General features: G+C 57.1%; 15 protein-coding genes and 1 pseudogene. 11 read left to right on the top strand and 5 right to left on the bottom strand.

Annotation, left to right across the window (positions count from 1 at the left end):
- From QEP11_RS14285 to phnF, 4 genes and pseudogenes are all read right to left on the bottom strand, one after another.
- Window positions 1-504 (bottom strand): annotated as a pseudogene (locus QEP11_RS14285) (IS5 family transposase); the annotation flags it as partial.
- A gap of 68 nt (window positions 505-572) precedes the next feature.
- Window positions 573-1136: a phosphonate metabolism protein/1,5-bisphosphokinase (PRPP-forming) PhnN gene (gene phnN / locus QEP11_RS14280; RefSeq protein WP_284337304.1), complete on the bottom strand. Its 564-nt coding sequence runs from the start codon at window positions 1134-1136 to the stop codon at window positions 573-575.
- Complete coding sequence (locus tag QEP11_RS14275) at window positions 1133-1843, bottom strand: DUF1045 domain-containing protein (RefSeq protein WP_284337303.1); 711 nt, start codon at window positions 1841-1843, stop codon at window positions 1133-1135. The genes phnN and QEP11_RS14275 overlap by 4 nt, the downstream gene beginning before the upstream one ends.
- A complete protein-coding gene (gene phnF, locus QEP11_RS14270) occupies window positions 1836-2600 on the bottom strand; it encodes a phosphonate metabolism transcriptional regulator PhnF (RefSeq protein ID WP_284337302.1) in 765 nt (254 codons plus the stop codon). Before phnF ends, QEP11_RS14275 begins: the two co-directional genes overlap by 8 nt.
- Window positions 2601-2675: 75 nt before the next feature.
- Between phnF and phnG the strand changes: the two genes are divergently transcribed.
- The 10 genes from phnG to phnE all read left to right on the top strand — a co-directional run bounded on the left by phnG (window position 2676) and on the right by phnE (window position 11383).
- On the top strand, window positions 2676-3188 hold the full coding sequence (phnG, locus tag QEP11_RS14265; protein ID WP_284337301.1) for a phosphonate C-P lyase system protein PhnG: 513 nt from the start codon (window positions 2676-2678) through the stop codon (window positions 3186-3188).
- Window positions 3185-3805 carry a phosphonate C-P lyase system protein PhnH gene (gene phnH / locus QEP11_RS14260; RefSeq protein WP_284337300.1) on the top strand — a complete coding sequence of 207 codons (621 nt, stop codon included), beginning with the start codon at window positions 3185-3187 and terminating at the stop codon, window positions 3803-3805. The genes phnG and phnH overlap by 4 nt, the downstream gene beginning before the upstream one ends.
- 1 nt (window position 3806) lies before the next feature.
- Entirely contained in the window at window positions 3807-4913 is a 1107-nt protein-coding gene (locus tag QEP11_RS14255; RefSeq protein ID WP_284337299.1) for a carbon-phosphorus lyase complex subunit, read from the top strand.
- Entirely contained in the window at window positions 4910-5884 is a 975-nt protein-coding gene (locus QEP11_RS14250; protein WP_284337298.1) for an alpha-D-ribose 1-methylphosphonate 5-phosphate C-P-lyase PhnJ, read from the top strand. Before QEP11_RS14255 ends, QEP11_RS14250 begins: the two co-directional genes overlap by 4 nt.
- 12 nt (window positions 5885-5896) lie before the next feature.
- Complete coding sequence (phnK, locus tag QEP11_RS14245) at window positions 5897-6685, top strand: phosphonate C-P lyase system protein PhnK (RefSeq protein ID WP_284337297.1); 789 nt, start codon at window positions 5897-5899, stop codon at window positions 6683-6685.
- Window positions 6682-7398, top strand: a complete 717-nt coding sequence (phnL, locus tag QEP11_RS14240; RefSeq protein WP_284337296.1) for a phosphonate C-P lyase system protein PhnL — start codon at window positions 6682-6684, stop codon at window positions 7396-7398. The genes phnK and phnL overlap by 4 nt, the downstream gene beginning before the upstream one ends.
- Entirely contained in the window at window positions 7395-8549 is a 1155-nt protein-coding gene (locus QEP11_RS14235) for an alpha-D-ribose 1-methylphosphonate 5-triphosphate diphosphatase (RefSeq protein WP_284337295.1), read from the top strand. The genes phnL and QEP11_RS14235 overlap by 4 nt, the downstream gene beginning before the upstream one ends.
- Window positions 8550-8657: 108 nt before the next feature.
- The gene (gene phnC, locus QEP11_RS14230) at window positions 8658-9524 is read left to right on the top strand and encodes a phosphonate ABC transporter ATP-binding protein (protein WP_284337294.1); all 867 of its coding nucleotides are present in this window, start codon (window positions 8658-8660) and stop codon (window positions 9522-9524) included.
- Between the two features lie 41 nt (window positions 9525-9565).
- On the top strand, window positions 9566-10510 hold the full coding sequence (gene phnD / locus QEP11_RS14225; protein WP_284337293.1) for a phosphonate ABC transporter substrate-binding protein: 945 nt from the start codon (window positions 9566-9568) through the stop codon (window positions 10508-10510).
- A gap of 63 nt (window positions 10511-10573) precedes the next feature.
- The gene (phnE, locus tag QEP11_RS14220) at window positions 10574-11383 is read left to right on the top strand and encodes a phosphonate ABC transporter, permease protein PhnE (protein WP_284337292.1); all 810 of its coding nucleotides are present in this window, start codon (window positions 10574-10576) and stop codon (window positions 11381-11383) included.
- A gap of 117 nt (window positions 11384-11500) precedes the next feature.
- Here the strand turns inward: phnE and QEP11_RS14215 are convergent, their stop codons facing one another.
- A complete protein-coding gene (locus QEP11_RS14215; RefSeq protein ID WP_284337291.1) occupies window positions 11501-12391 on the bottom strand; it encodes a LysR family transcriptional regulator in 891 nt (296 codons plus the stop codon).
- A gap of 105 nt (window positions 12392-12496) precedes the next feature.
- On the opposite strand from QEP11_RS14215, the gene metE reads away from it, so the two are divergent.
- On the top strand, window positions 12497-14824 hold the full coding sequence (gene metE, locus QEP11_RS14210; protein ID WP_284337290.1) for a 5-methyltetrahydropteroyltriglutamate--homocysteine S-methyltransferase: 2328 nt from the start codon (window positions 12497-12499) through the stop codon (window positions 14822-14824).
- Window positions 14825-15127 lie beyond the last annotated feature (303 nt).

Below are 15127 nucleotides of genomic sequence, written 5' to 3'. Positions count from 1 at the left end.
GGTTGGAGTTCACGCAGATAGACCTAATCTGCATGGTCTTGGCATCAATGCAAATGTGCAGCTTGCGCCACTGGCGCCAGCGTTCAGGTCCATGCTTTTGCATTTCCATTCACCGTCACCCAGGAACTTGATTCCTGCCGAATCTACCAGCAGGTGCAAGCCTGCTTTACTGCCGTTGTACGGAATCTGGACATCCAAATCTTGCTGGCGCCTGCACAAGGTACTGAAGTCGGGCACTTGCCACCGCAGGCCACACAGATGAAGCTCCGACTCCACCAAACCCTTCGTTTGCCTGAGTGCCAGGCCAAACAGGTTCTTGGGCGTCAAGCAAAACTGAATGGCTGCATCCGAGAACTTCTGGCTGCGCCCGCGGTTGCCGCTGTCAGCGGCAAACCACGCCATGCGTTTGTCCAGCCAAACAGACAAGGAACCGCGAGTCTTGAGGGAAGCGTTGTACTGTTTCCAGTTCGTGGTGCGGTAACTAGGCTTAGATGGCTGACTCATGTCGCAAGCCTACAGCTTGCGGCAGGTTGATTTATGCAACAATGCCTACCCGAAGAATAAGTAATTTTTCAATCAGCTACACCCTTGGATTGCTCAGCCATCAAATGCTTGCGTAGATTGATGACTGCGTCCTCAAGCACCCCGTCATTCATGATTTGGATGGAAGTAGGTGGCAGCTCAAGTTCTACTGCACGTTGCATGCGTGCCGATACCGCTGCTTCGGACTCACGGCCACGTGCGAGCAATCGTGACTTGAGCACTTCTGGCGACGCGCTGATATGCACCACTGTTGCCTGCGGGGCGAACTGTAGAAGCTCAGGCAAATAAGCCCTAGAACCATTGACGAAAACCCAGTGCCCATGCATGACGCGGCGTACCTCTTCATGCCTTACGCCATACGCCAGGCCATTGGCGCGCCACTGCAGCGCAAAAGCATTGGAGAGCGACATTTGCTCAAAACCAGCCTTATCCACTGCCTCATGGCACTCACCATGGGGTGTTGCAGGGCGAGTGATGGTACGGCAGGCCCAATGCACAGGAATATGACCGGGCCACTGTGAGCGAAGCCCCTGCAAAACACTGTCTTTGCCCGCACCCGATGGGCCAATCACATAGATAAGTCGCCCTGTCATACTGCCAGCTCCATCTGCGTGATTAACTGGAAATCTGTCCCAGGTGCGAACTCTGCAAACACGGCAATTCTGTCCAGAACGCAAGGTGCCAAGTGGTGGAAATAGCGTTCCGCTTCACTTTGCAAGGCAAGCAACTGCGCCTGCGCCAGTGCTTTGAGCGGGCCTGAGAGAGAGATATGAAAGCGGAAGTGCTCAAACACCCATGGGTAACCCCACTGCTGCACCAGCAGATCCTGCTCGGCTGACAGGTTTGCACGGCGTCGCTTCAGCCACTCCTCCTCGGTCAGCGGTGCGGCAAAAGGCTGCAGCGACTTCACGCAGTCACTGGCCAGCGCATTTACTTCGGCCTGATCTTCTGATGGCCGCAAGCTTAAAAAATTACCTAAGCGTGATACCCGCAGTGGAGACAGTGCAATCTTCCTGTGTGTCGCGCAAATCTTGCTGATGGCGTCGAGCAAGTTGTCCACGCAGACACCTTCAGACAAGCGGAATGGTGCTTTGAGCGTGGCATGCAGGCCATAGCGACGCGGCTCTTGCGTCAGCTGCTGGAATTCTTTGGCGGTAAAGGGTGGCACCATAGGCTGGGGCATTGCTGTGCTGGTCGCAGCGCAGCGGCCAAGCCACTGACTGCCTTTACGCCATAGCTCGGTCTCCATCGCAGGCGCGAAATAAATTGCGATGCGATGTGCTTTTTCCAATTCATTCATCGTGCTCATGATTCACCGTGAGCGTGACGCGGTCGCCCGCAAACCAGGTACGTGCAAATTCAAGTGGGATGCCTTCGGTATCTACGTTGACGCTGGTCACTTGAAGCGCGGGGCGTGTTGCAGGTTGCTGCAGCAAGCTGGCGATTTCGGTATCCGGGAGCCGGGCCGATATGCGGCTTTCCTTGCGCGTGTAGTCCTCGACACCAAGCCGTAGAAATGATTCTGTGATCGACCCCGATTCTTGCAAATGCAGCTCCAGCCCTGCAAAACGCGGCAGTGGAAAGTAACGGTCGCTGATGTGCAATACATGACCGCCGCCTTCACCAAGCACAACCAGGTGAAGCACTCGCCCTCCCCGACGTATTTGCAATGCCTGCGCAACCCCGGTATCGGCGGCTTCTGTGGTGACACTGAGCACGCTCATGCCACCTTTGAGACCTGCTTGTTTCAGGCTCTGTCGGTGGCGTGTGCGCTTACCGAGGATCAAGTCGACCGCAAAGTCTTCCACGTACGTACCACTGCCCTGCGTGGAGCGCACAAGCCCCAGCTGACCCAGTGTTGCCAGCGAGCGGCGAATGGTGTGTCGATTGACGTCGTAGTGCTGTGCCAGTGCAGTTTCAGAAGGGAGCTTCTGACCTGGCGGATAAATGCCACGGCGTATGGAGTCCGCAATCTCGTTGGCAATGCGCGCCCAGAAACTACTCTCTGGCAGCGGCAAGGCCAGCGAAGAATTTTCTGCGATGGATTTGTTTGTCATGAAAACTAAATGTTGGCTATCTAAAGTGCATGCGACAGACAAAGTTGTCTACACAACTTGGAAAGTAGCACCATCATGTTTCATGCATTTGACAAAGATGGGCGCTCGCAAAAAGCGACGCGGCCCGAGTGGATGGCCTTGCTGGCCAGATCTCCCCTCCAACTTCTTGAGCGGGCCATATCGCCACTGCAGTCGCAGTTGACGCTGCAATGGCTGAGGCAGCCCGAGACCGGGCTGTACATGCTGCAAGGCCGCGCTGGTGGCACTGGCGCACGCTTCAACCTGGGAGAAGTCACCGTCACGCGCTGCACCCTGCGCTGCAGCACACCAGAAGCCGCCGATTCCGTGGGTGTTGCCTATATCCTGGGCCGAACACATCGACATGTGCAACTGGCCGCCATTGCAGACGCCTTGCTGCAAACCCCGCAGCACCACGCCACGCTGTCACAACAGCTACTGGAGCCCATTCGCTCGTACCTGCGCGCGCAGCAAGCCGAGCGCCAAAAGCGCGCACATGCAACCAAGGTCGATTTCTTCACCGTGGCACGCGAGGCAGGAGAAGACGACAACGACGAGGAGCAGGAATGAAAGCCGAAGACCTTCAGAACGTGGTGCCCGGGTTTCACGACGGCGTAGCGGGTAGTCAGGAAATTTTCCGGTGCGCCTTGCAGGCGCTTTCCATGCCGGGCAAAGCGGTGGAGATCCCGGCCATCGCGCAGCTTCCCAACGCAGGTCACAACAGCAGCGCACTTTTGCTTTTGGCATTGCTCGACAGCGAAACCTCGTTGTGGGTCTCCTCGTCCATCGCGCAATCCGACGCCCCAACCTGGTTGCGCTTTCACACAGGCTGCCGCCTTGTTGACGATCCTGCGCAGGCCCAGTTCTTATGGCTGGCCCGTGGTGATGCATGGCCATCACTGGCCGAGCTGGAGGCTGGCTCTGACGAATACCCGGACCACTCGGCCACCTGCGTGATGGAGTTGGATCACTCCAGCCAAAAGTCTGCGCAGCACTTCACGCTGAGTGGCCCTGGAATCAAACAGACGCTTGCGTTGAGCGCCCACGGCTTACCTGCCGATTTCGTCACGCAGTGGGCTGACAATCATGCCGCTTTTCCGCGTGGCGTGGATGTGCTTTTGACTTCCCCATCCCACGTGCTGGGCCTGCCACGTACCACCCAAGTGCTTTCTTCGGAGGCCGTCTGACATGTATGTTGCCGTCAAAGGCGGTGAAACCGCCATTCTCAATAGCTACCGACTCATCAGCGAACAGCGCCGGGGAGACACTGCTCTGGCAGAGCTGAGCATTGCGCAAATCCGCGAGCAGATGAAGCTGGCTGTAGACCGCGTGATGACAGAAGGTTCTGTCTATGACCGAGATCTGGCCGCTCTGGCCATCAAACAATCGAGTGGCGATCTGGTGGAGGCCATCTTCCTGCTGCGAGCCTATCGTGCCACGCTGCCACGTCTTGGTGAAACCCAGCCATTGCGCACCAGTGACATGGCGATTGCACGCCGCATCTCGGCAACGTTCAAAGACTTGCCGGGCGGACAGGTGCTTGGCCCCACTTACGACTACACGCAACGTTTGCTGGATTTTTCGCTGGCAGCCAATGCGCAGCGCGATTCGCTGGCACATGCGCCGTGCACTGAACACATCGAGCCACCACCGCCGCGCGTGGTTGAGCTGCTCAACCAGGAAGGGCTTATCGAGCAGCACCCTGTGCCAGAAGGTGATCCCGCACCACAGGACCTGACGCGCGAGCCGCTGCGCTTTCCTGCCAACCGGGCCACACGCCTGCAAAACCTTGCGCGAGGTGATGAAGGTTTCTTGCTGGCAATGGCCTATTCCACGCAGCGCGGCTACTCGCACACACACCCCTTCGTTGGCGAAATCCGCGTGGGTGAAGTTGCGGTGGAGCTTGCGCCTGAAGAGCTGGATTTCACGATTTCGATTGGCGATATCGAGCTCACCGAATGCGAAATGGTCAATCAGTTTGCAGGCAGCAAAACCGAGCCCCCGCAATTCACACGCGGTTACGGCCTGGCATTTGGCCACAGCGAGCGCAAAGCCATGGCGATGAGCCTGGTGGACCGCGCCCTGCGCGCGGCAGAGCTGGGCGAATCCATCGAATCTCCAGCGCAAATGCCCGAGTTTGTGCTCTCGCACAGCGACAGCCTGGAGGCATCCGGCTTCGTGCAGCACTTGAAGCTGCCGCACTACGTGGACTTTCAGGCTGAGCTGGACCTGGTGCGCCGCATGCGCAACCAGACCTGCGTCAAGGATGTGAACACCCTCGAGGAACAATCATGAACGCCCCCATTGATGAGACGCTGCTTGGCTTTGAAGATGTTACGCAGGCCACGGACTCGAACGTGAACTTTGCGTACCTTGACGAACGCACCAAGCGCATGATTCGGCGCGCCATTCTGAAGGCTGTTGCCATACCGGGCTACCAGGTGCCCTTCGGCTCACGCGAAATGCCGCTCCCTTACGGTTGGGGCACAGGTGGAATACAAGTCACTGCAGCAGTCATTGGCCGCAAAGACACGCTGAAAGTGATTGACCAAGGCTCGGACGACACGGTCAACGCCGTCAACATTCGCAGATTCTTCCAGCGCACCACGGGCTTGCCTGTGACAACGCGCACCACAGAGGCGAGCATCATCCAGACGCGGCACCGCATTCCAGAAGTGCCGCTGCGCGAAGGCCAGATCATTGTCTATCAGGTGCCGCAACCCGAGCCTTTGCAACGCTTGGAGCCCCGCTCCACCGAGAGTCGCTTGCTGCATGCGCTGGCGGAATACGGGCTCATGCACGTCAAGCTGTATGAAGACGTTGCGCGCTATGGACACATTGCCACCACCTACGACTACCCCGTCATGGTGAATGACCGCTATCTGATGTCTCCTTCGCCCATACCGAAGTTTGACAACCCCAAGATGCACATGAACCCTGCGCTACAGCTCTTCGGTGCGGGCCGTGAAAAGCGCATCTATGCCGTTCCACCCTACACCAAGGTGGAAAGCCTGGGATTCGAGGATCACCCGTTTGAAGTGCAGCGCTGGAATGACACATGCGCGCTGTGCGGCGCGGCGGACTCTTTCCTTGATGAGGTGATTACCGATGACAAGGGCTCGCGCATACATGTGTGCTCCGACTCGGATTACTGCCAGGAACGCCAATCCATGCAGCCCCCCTCTCCTTTGCCTGCACATGCACAAGCGGATGCACATGCGAACGCTCACGCAGATGCGCCGGACGAGATGCACACCGCCTTGTGAGCGAGATTCACCATGACTTCCACATCCCACCCCACCCCTTTGTTAAGCGTGCGCAATGTGTCCAAAAAATTTGGCGATTTCACCGCGTTGCACCATGCTTCTTTTGAACTCTGGCCCGGCGAGGTACTGGCTGTCGTCGGCGAATCGGGCTCCGGCAAAAGTACGCTCCTGAACATCATCTCGGCGCGACTACGCCCTGACAGTGGCAGCGTTGACTACCAGATGCGCGATGGCCGATGCGACAACGTGCATGCGCTCAGCATTGCACGTCAGCGCCTGCTGGCCCGCACAGACTGGGGTTTTGTGCACCAGAATCCTGCCGATGGTCTGCGCATGGAAGTTTCAGCCGGTGCCAATGTCGGTGAGCGGCTCATGGGCTTGGGCCACAGGCACTACGCACAACTCAGAGCCAGCGCCACACAGTGGTTGATGCGCGTGGAAATTGATGCAGTCCGCATTGACGACCTGCCGAAAAATTTTTCCGGCGGCATGCGCCAGCGCCTGCAGATCGCCCGCAACCTGGTGACCAATCCACGCCTGGTTTTCATGGACGAACCAACTTCGGGCCTGGACGTATCGGTACAGGCGCGCCTGCTGGACATGCTGCGCCACCTGAGCCAGGAGATGCAGCTCGCCGTGGTCATCGTGACCCATGACCTGGCCGTAGCGCGTTTGCTGGCACACCGCATGGTGGTCATGCAACGGGGGCGCATTGTCGAGTCTGGCCTCACCGATCAGGTGCTCGATGACCCACAGCACCCCTACACCCAACTGCTTGTCTCTTCAGTGCTTCAGCCATGACACATCCTGTACTTTCCATGAAAGGGGTGGCCAAGCGCTTCACCCTGCACCATCAAAACGCCGCCACGCTGCAAGTGCTCAGCAATGTCGATCTCCAGGCATCCCCGGGTGAGTGCCTGGTGCTTGACGGCCCATCCGGCATGGGCAAGAGCACGCTGCTCAAGCTCGTGTACGCCAACTACCGTGCCAGCGCCGGAAGCATTGTTGTGCGGACTGCAGAAGGTGCAAACATCGATGTAACGCAGGCCAGCGCCCGCGATCTGGTGCAAATGCGCCGCAGCACCGTGGGCTACGTCAGCCAGTTTCTGCGCGTCATACCTCGCGTGTCGGCGCTGGATGTGGTGGCAGAGCCCTTGCTTGAAGGCCGCACCGCAAATCCTGAGGCCGTTGCAGCAGCTCGCGAGGAAGCAGCGCGCTGGCTTGAGCGGCTGCGGATTCCCGAGCGCCTGTGGAACCTTCCGCCAGCCACCTTCTCCGGCGGTGAGCAACAGCGCATCAACATTGCGCGCAGCCTGATCAAGCCGCGCCCCTTGCTTCTGGTGGATGAGCCCACCGCATCGCTCGACCCGGCAAACACCCGTACCGTGGTCGAAATGATCAACGAAGCGGTCACACGCGGCGCTGCGGTGCTGGGAATTTTCCACGATCCCGACGTAGGGGCTGCGGTGTCCACACGTCACGTTGACATGTCGCTTTACCGGGGGAATGCATGAGCTCCAACGTATTTTTCAACGGGCACATCGTACTGGGGCAAGAGGTGGTGCGCGGCAGCGTGCATGTCGACAAGGGCAGCATCGCCAGCGTTGATGCAGGTCAGACTTCGGTGCCGTCGGGACATGACCTGGAAGGCGACTACCTGATGCCCGGCATGGTGGAAATCCATACCGATAATTTCGAGCGCCATCTCATGCCGCGCCCCAAGGTGCAGTGGGCAGAAATGCCAGCGCTATTGGCGCATGACGCCGAGGTGGTGGCAGCCGGCATCACCACCGTGTTCGACGCGCTTGGCGTAGGTGATGCAGACCCTGACAGCCTGCGCGGCACCGCATGGAGCAGAGTGCTTGACACCATTGATGGCTGCACAGAAAAAGGCTTGCTCAGAGCCGATCACCATTTGCACGTGCGCTGTGAGCTCCCTGCCCCCAACACCATTGATCTGTTCGAGCCATTTCGCAATCGCGCACGTTTGTCGCTGATCTCCCTCATGGATCACACCCCGGGACAGCGCCAGTGGGAAGACATTGAACAGGCGCGGATCTACTACACAGGCAAAAAGGGATGGAGCCTTGATAAGTTTCTGAGGCAGGTCGAGTATTCGGCAGAGCTGCAAGAGCGTTACGCACGCCCGCATCGTGAGTATTTTGTCGACCATTGCCGCACCAACAACATCGCTCTGGCCAGCCACGATGACACCACGGAAGCCCATGTGCAACAGGCCTATGCAGAAGGCGCCACGGTGTCCGAGTTTCCCACTACGGTGCTGGCAGCGCGTGCAGCGCATGAGCGGGGCATGTTCACGGTCATGGGCGGCCCCAACGTGGTGCGCGGAGGCTCGCACTCAGGCAATGTCGCTGCCAGCGAACTGGCTCGCCAAGGCCTGCTTGACATTCTTTCCTCCGACTATGTTCCCGGCAGTCTCCTCAGTGCGGTGCAGCGGCTCGTGGACGACGGCATTCTGACGCTGCCGCAGGCCGTGGCCACCGTCAGCAGTAATCCGGCACGCTCCTGCGGACTTGTGGATCGCGGCGAAGTCAAACAGGGCCTGCGCGCAGACCTGATTCAGGTGCGCTTCATCGACCTGCCCGAAGGCAAGCGCCAGGCTCTGGTGCGTGGCGTCTGGCGCGAAGGCAAGCGTGTGATGTGAACTGTGGAGTCACCGCATTCATAAAAGCTTCGCAATTCTGTCAAAGCGATTTCACATTGATCGCTAACACTGAACAAGCTGTCTAGACAATTTTTCAGAGGGCCAAACATGTCACTCCGTATCCAAAATCTCAACAAGCATTTTGCCAACGGCAAACGTGCACTGGACAACATTCAGATCGACATTGCCCAGGGTGAAATGGTGGCGCTTATCGGTGCCTCTGGTTCGGGCAAATCCACGCTGCTGCGGCACGTCGCAGGCCTGATGGCTGCGGACTCCACCAGCGGCTCCCTGATTGAGGTGGCAGGCCACTGCGTGCAGTCCGATGGAAAGATACAGCGTGATGTTCGCAAGACCCGCTCAGAAGTGGGCATGGTGTTTCAACAGTTCAATCTGGTTGATCGCCTTCCTGTATTGATGAATGTGCTCATCGGGCGATTGCACAGCATGCCTTGGTGGCGCTCATGGACACGCTGGTTCACGGCCAGCGAGCGCCAACTGGCCCTGGAAGCGCTTGCTCGCGTGGGGATTGCGGAATGCCACGCTCAGCGTGCTTCCACACTCTCCGGCGGCCAACAGCAGCGCGCGGCAATTGCACGCACCCTTGTGCAAGGCGCACGTGTCGTCCTGGCCGATGAGCCGATCGCCTCGCTGGACCCTGAGTCCTCGCGCAAGGTCATGGAAATACTCACCCGCATCAACCGCGAAGACCGCTGCACCGTGGTGGTGTCTTTGCACCAGGTTGACATGGCCATTCGCTATTGCCCACGGGTTGTGGCACTGCATCAGGGGCGCGTGGTGTATGACGGCCCATCCTCGGCGCTGACTCCCGAGCTGCTGCGCAGCCTCTATGGCATGCAGTCAAGCGAAATTCTCAATGGCAGCGCATCTCTCAGTCACCATGGCGCTCCAGTTGCGCCTGCAACGCATCCTGCCGCGCCCATCTGGGCCGCCCCTCTGGCGCAGACAGCCTGATTTTCCCCAAACTCTTTCCCTTCATTTATTCAGGAAAAGCCATGATCAAGAAGACCCTCGTCATCGCAGCTCTCGGTTTGGCGGTCAACGCCAGCTGGGCAGAGGAAATCAACTTCGGACTCATTTCCACTGAAGCTTCGCAGAACCTCAAAGAAGATTGGCAACCGCTGCTGGATGCGTTCACCAAGCAGACAGGCTTGAAGGTCAAAGCCTTTTTCGCGTCCGACTACGCAGGCATCATCGAAGGCATGCGTTTTAACAAAGTGCAAGTGGCCTGGCTGGGCAACAAATCCGCCATTGAAGCCGTAGACCGCGCCAATGGCGAAGTGTTTGCACAGATGGTCAATGCTGACGGCACCCAGGGCTACTACTCACACCTGATCGTGAACAAAGACAGCCCGCTGAACTCCGTGAGTGACGTCCTCCAGAATGCCAAGTCCTTAAGTTTTGGTAACGGCGATCCGAACTCGACTTCAGGTTTTCTGGTGCCCGCCTACTACGTGTTTGCAAAGAACAAATTTGACCCGAAGTCCCAGTTCAAGGTAGTGCGCAATGCCAACCACGAAGCGAATGCGCTTTCCGTGGCGAACAAGCAGGTGGATGTCGCCACTGCCAACAGTGAAACCCTTGACCGCGTGTCCAACCGACAGCCAGAGAAATTCAAGGAAATCCGCGTCATCTGGACTTCACCTTTGATCCCGCTGGATCCTCTGGTCATGAACAAGCAAGTGCCCGAGGCAACCAAGGAAAAGATTCGCAACTTCTTCTACAACTACGCCAAGACAGACCCCAAGGAAAAGGAAGTGGTCTACAAGATCAGCAAGCTGTCGGGCTTCAAGGCCGCGGACAACAGCCACCTCGTCCCTATCCGCCAACTGGACCTGTTCGCCAAGCGCAACACCATTGAGGCTGACACCACACTGGATGTCGCAGAAAAGAGCACCAAACTCGCCGACATCGACAAGCAACTTTCCGCGCTGCAATAAGCCCCTGTCTCGACCACAAAGCCCATCTTTGCGGATGGGCGTTTTTACATCCGGACCGACCCGATGACATCGACTTTGAATTCAACGCAGTTGAAGATGCTGGCCCAAGAAGCCACACCCAAGAAAAGCCTTGCCTGGTACCTCGGATGGGGCGCCATATGCGTTTTGCTGGCCATTTCATGGAACGGTGCCGACATGCGCCCCATGGAGTTGCTGCGGGACTCCAACAACATGACGAACTTTCTGGGTGAGTTCTTTCCGCCCAACTTCAACCACTGGCGGATGTACGTGTCCGAGATGTGGATCACGCTGCAGATTGCCATCTGGGGCACAGCCTTGGCCGTGCTCTCTGCCATTCCGCTGGGTCTGCTGGCCTCATCCAACATCGTCCCTGCATGGGTCCATCAACCTGTACGCAGAGTACTTGATGCGTTCCGTGCCATCAACGAGATGGTCTTTGCCATGCTGTTCGTGGTGGCTGTCGGCCTGGGGCCTTTTGCTGGCGTACTTGCGTTATGGGTCCATACCACCGGCACACTGGCCAAACTGTTTTCGGAGGCTGTGGAATCCATTGACCCGCACCCCGTGGAAGGCGTTCGCTCTACAGGAGCCTCCGCGCTTCATGAAATTGTGTATGGCGTCATCCCCCAGGTCATGCCCTTCTGGATGTCGTACACGCTGTATCGTTTCGAAGCCAACGTTCGCTCGGCGTCGGTGGTTGGCATGGTCGGAGCTGGTGGTATCGGCGTGGTGCTTTGGGAGATCATTCGCAGCTTCCAATATCAAGAAACTGCAGCTGTCATGCTCATCATCGTCGTTACGGTCAGTGGCATTGATATGCTGTCAGCCCGCATACGCAAGCTGTTTCTCTAATGAGCGCTTGAGTCGGCCAAGCGCTGGCTGCCGTACTTCGCCAACGAATCCAGCAGTAGTGGGCCTAGATAGCCATAGCTTTCGGGAAGACGCATTTCGTTCTGACCTCGCACAAGCTCATCGAGCTACCTTGCTTTTTGCTTCGTGGATGAATGCCTGAAGATATGCAATATCACTATCCACCACACGGCTGCCCAAGTAAATACTCTTGGCAATGCCTTGAGCACCAATTTGAACCGCAACTACACCAAGTTGCTCCTGATATTCATTGACCAGCCAGCGGGGCAAGGCAGCCACTCCACGACCACTTGCCACCATTTGCAGCATGATGTCAGTGGTCTCTATGGTCTTGTGTCTCTTGGGCATCAGCCCCGCGGGAAGCAGGAATTGGCTATAGATATCCAACCGCTCAATCGGCACGGGATACGTTATCAAGACTTCCGAGCTGAGCTGCTCGGGCTGCACGTACTTCACGTGAGTCAAGGGGTGATCTGCTGCGACAACCAGTACCTGTTCGTAGTCAAACACTGGCTCAAATTGCAATCCAGCCACATAGACCGGATCAGGTGTCACCAAGAGATCAATCTCGTAATCTTGCAAAGCACGGATTCCACCAAACTGGAATTTTTGCCGCACATCCACATCCACATCAGGCCAGGCCTTCAGATAAGGCTTCACCACCTTCAGCAACCATTGGTAGCAAGGGTGGCATTCCATACCTATGCGCAGCGCCCCCCGCTCACCCTGTGCGTACTGCCTGAGTCTTTGCTCAGCCAACTCCAGTTGCGGCAACACGCGGTTGGCGACCTTGAGCAAATAGCTGCCGCCTTGCGTGAGACGAACATTGCGCCCATCCCGCTCCCAAACTGCAGTTCCGAGCTGTTGCTCCAACTTTTTAATACTGTGACTGAGTGCAGATTGCGTCAGGCACAACTTGTCCGCCGCTGCCGTCAGCGTTCCTTGCTTTTCGACTTCCTGGATGATGGACAGATGGATGCGATCGAGCATACCTATGTTTAAAATTCATTTATATGTGAGATAAGACCATTTTACTTCATGAGTTCATAAAAATACGATTCGCGCCATTCCAACCAACAAAGCAGAAAGAAGAGCATGGCGACGATTCACAACCTGGGTTTTCCACGTATTGGGGCTCAAAGAGAGCTTAAATTCGCACTCGAAGCGTATTGGAAGGGCGAAAGCTCCCGCGACAGGCTGAAAGCCTTGGGCAGCGAGCTACGCGCACGCCATTGGAAACAACAAGCAGCCCTTGACTTGGTGCCCGTCGGCGACTTTGCTTTCTACGACCAAGTGCTGGACATGAGCTTTACCCTGGGCAATCTGCCTGATCGTGTCCAGGACTTGCATGGGGATGCCCTGGACAATTACTTTCGCGTTGCCCGTGGGCGCTCCGCACAAAACGCCGAGCATGCAGCTTGCTGCGGTGGTGGCGTTGCTGCAGGCGAGATGACCAAATGGTTTGACACCAACTACCACTACATCGTGCCGGAGTTCAAGGCGCAAACACAGTTCAAGCTTGACGCCACCCGACTACTGGGGCAACTGGACGAAGCCAAAGCGCAGAACGTCAAGGCCAAACCCGTGATCGTGGGCCCTATTACCTACTTGGCCATTGGCAAAGCAAAGGATGGCAGCAACAAGCTGGAGCTGCTGCCCCGTCTGCTGCAGGTATATGCCGAACTGCTGGAAAGCCTGGCTGGGCAGGGCGTGGAATGGGTGCAGATTGATGAACCACTGCTGGTCACTGAGCTGGATGCAGACTGGCAGCATGCCTACAACGTGGCCTACCACCAGCTCAAAGCCTGCCGCGTCAAACTGCTGGTGGCAACCTACTTTGGCGCGCTCCTGGACAACAAGCATCTGGCTGCCAACCTGCCCGTGGCCGGCTTGCACGTGGATGCAATCAACGGTAGCCGCGAGGATGTGCAACAACTCATTGGCCTGCTTCCTGGCAACAAGGTTCTGTCGATAGGTGTTATCAGCGGACGCAACATCTGGAAAACAGACCTGAACAATGTGCTGGACTGGCTGGAGCCCTTGGCCGAGCGCTTGGGCGATCGCCTTTGGGTTGCACCTTCTTGCTCGCTATTGCATGTGCCCGTGGATTTGAACAGCGAACAAAAGCTGGATACGGAAGTGAAATCCTGGCTGGCTTTTGCGCTGCAAAAACTTGAAGAACTGCGCGTGCTGGGCAAGGCGTTGCAGCAAGGCCGCAAAGCAGTGAAGCAGGATCTGGCTGCCAACGCAGCTGCCCTGCAGGCACGCCGCACATCACCACGAGTGATCAATCCCGCTGTACAAGCTGCAGTGGCACAAATTACCCCTGCCTTGGGACAGCGCAAGCACGCGTATTCAGAACGTGCACCCAAGCAGGCTGCATTGCTGAAATTGCCGCTCTTCCCCACCACCACCATCGGCTCTTTCCCGCAAACTGCAGAAATCCGCCATGCACGCAGCGCATTCAAAGCGGGTCGCTTAGACCAAGCGGGCTACCAAGCTGCAATGCGAGCAGAAATTGAGCGCTGTGTGCATGATCAGGAGGCACTGGGCCTGGATGTGCTTGTGCATGGAGAAGCCGAACGCAACGACATGGTCGAATATTTTGGTGAGCAGTTGAACGGCTATGCCTTCAGCCAGTCTGGCTGGGTGCAGTCCTACGGGTCTCGCTGTGTAAAGCCACCAATCTTGTTTGGTGACATCAGCCGCCCCAAGGCAATGACGGTGGAATGGATCAAATACGCTCAATCGCTGACAAGCCGCCCCATGAAAGGCATGTTGACCGGCCCTGTCACCATTTTGAACTGGTCCTTTGTGCGTGACGATCAACCACGTTCCACATCGTGCTACCAACTGGCCCTGGCCATTCGCCAGGAAGTGCTGGACCTGGAAGCCGCAGGCGTGCACATCATTCAGATCGACGAAGCTGCGCTACGTGAAGGCCTGCCACTGCGCAAATCTCAATGGCAAGAATATCTGCACTGGGCCGTGGAATCCTTCCGCATCACGGCGAACGGAGTGGCCGATGAAACCCAGATTCACACGCACATGTGCTATTCGGAGTTCAACGACATCATCGCCTCCATTGCCGATATGGATGCCGACGTCATCACCATTGAAACTTCACGCTCTGACATGGAGTTGCTGGACGCTTTCGAAAACTTCCACTACCCCAACCAAATTGGCCCCGGTGTTTACGACATACACTCACCCAATATTCCAACGCAGGCCCACATCATCAACTTGATGCAAAAGGCTGCCGACCGCATTCCCGCGCAGCGCCTGTGGGTCAATCCAGATTGCGGCCTGAAAACCCGCCAATGGCCCGAGGTAATTCCTGCCCTGAAACACATGGTCGCTGCCGCCAAAACGTTGCGCCGACAGGTACAGGTGCAGGCCGAAGCTAGCGCAGAAGTTGCTTAGACGAGCCACAGAATCCATTGCTAAACGCTGGTTCTGCCGGACTGTAAATCCGGCAGGACCTCACCCCTATAACAGTTCTGGATGAACAGTCCGCCAAGACTGTACTGCTGAGTTCGGCAAGAAGCTGCTCCTGACTAACATCGGCATTTTTTCGTGAGCAAACATGCTTTGGAGACTCAAGCTACTCCCTTTGGCCAGTGCAACCACCTAGGAAGTCCATGCTTGCATGTGTGCTTGAGCGTAACCTGGATGATCAAAGGATCTACGCTGTCAGCAATGCATGAGCTGACCGAGCTGGCATTC

The sequence above is a fragment of the Comamonas halotolerans genome (assembly GCF_030162935.1).
Lineage (GTDB): Bacteria > Pseudomonadota > Gammaproteobacteria > Burkholderiales > Burkholderiaceae_C > Comamonas > Comamonas halotolerans.
Note: the sequence above shows the minus strand (reverse complement) of the source record. Positions and strands in the feature narration are given on the sequence as shown.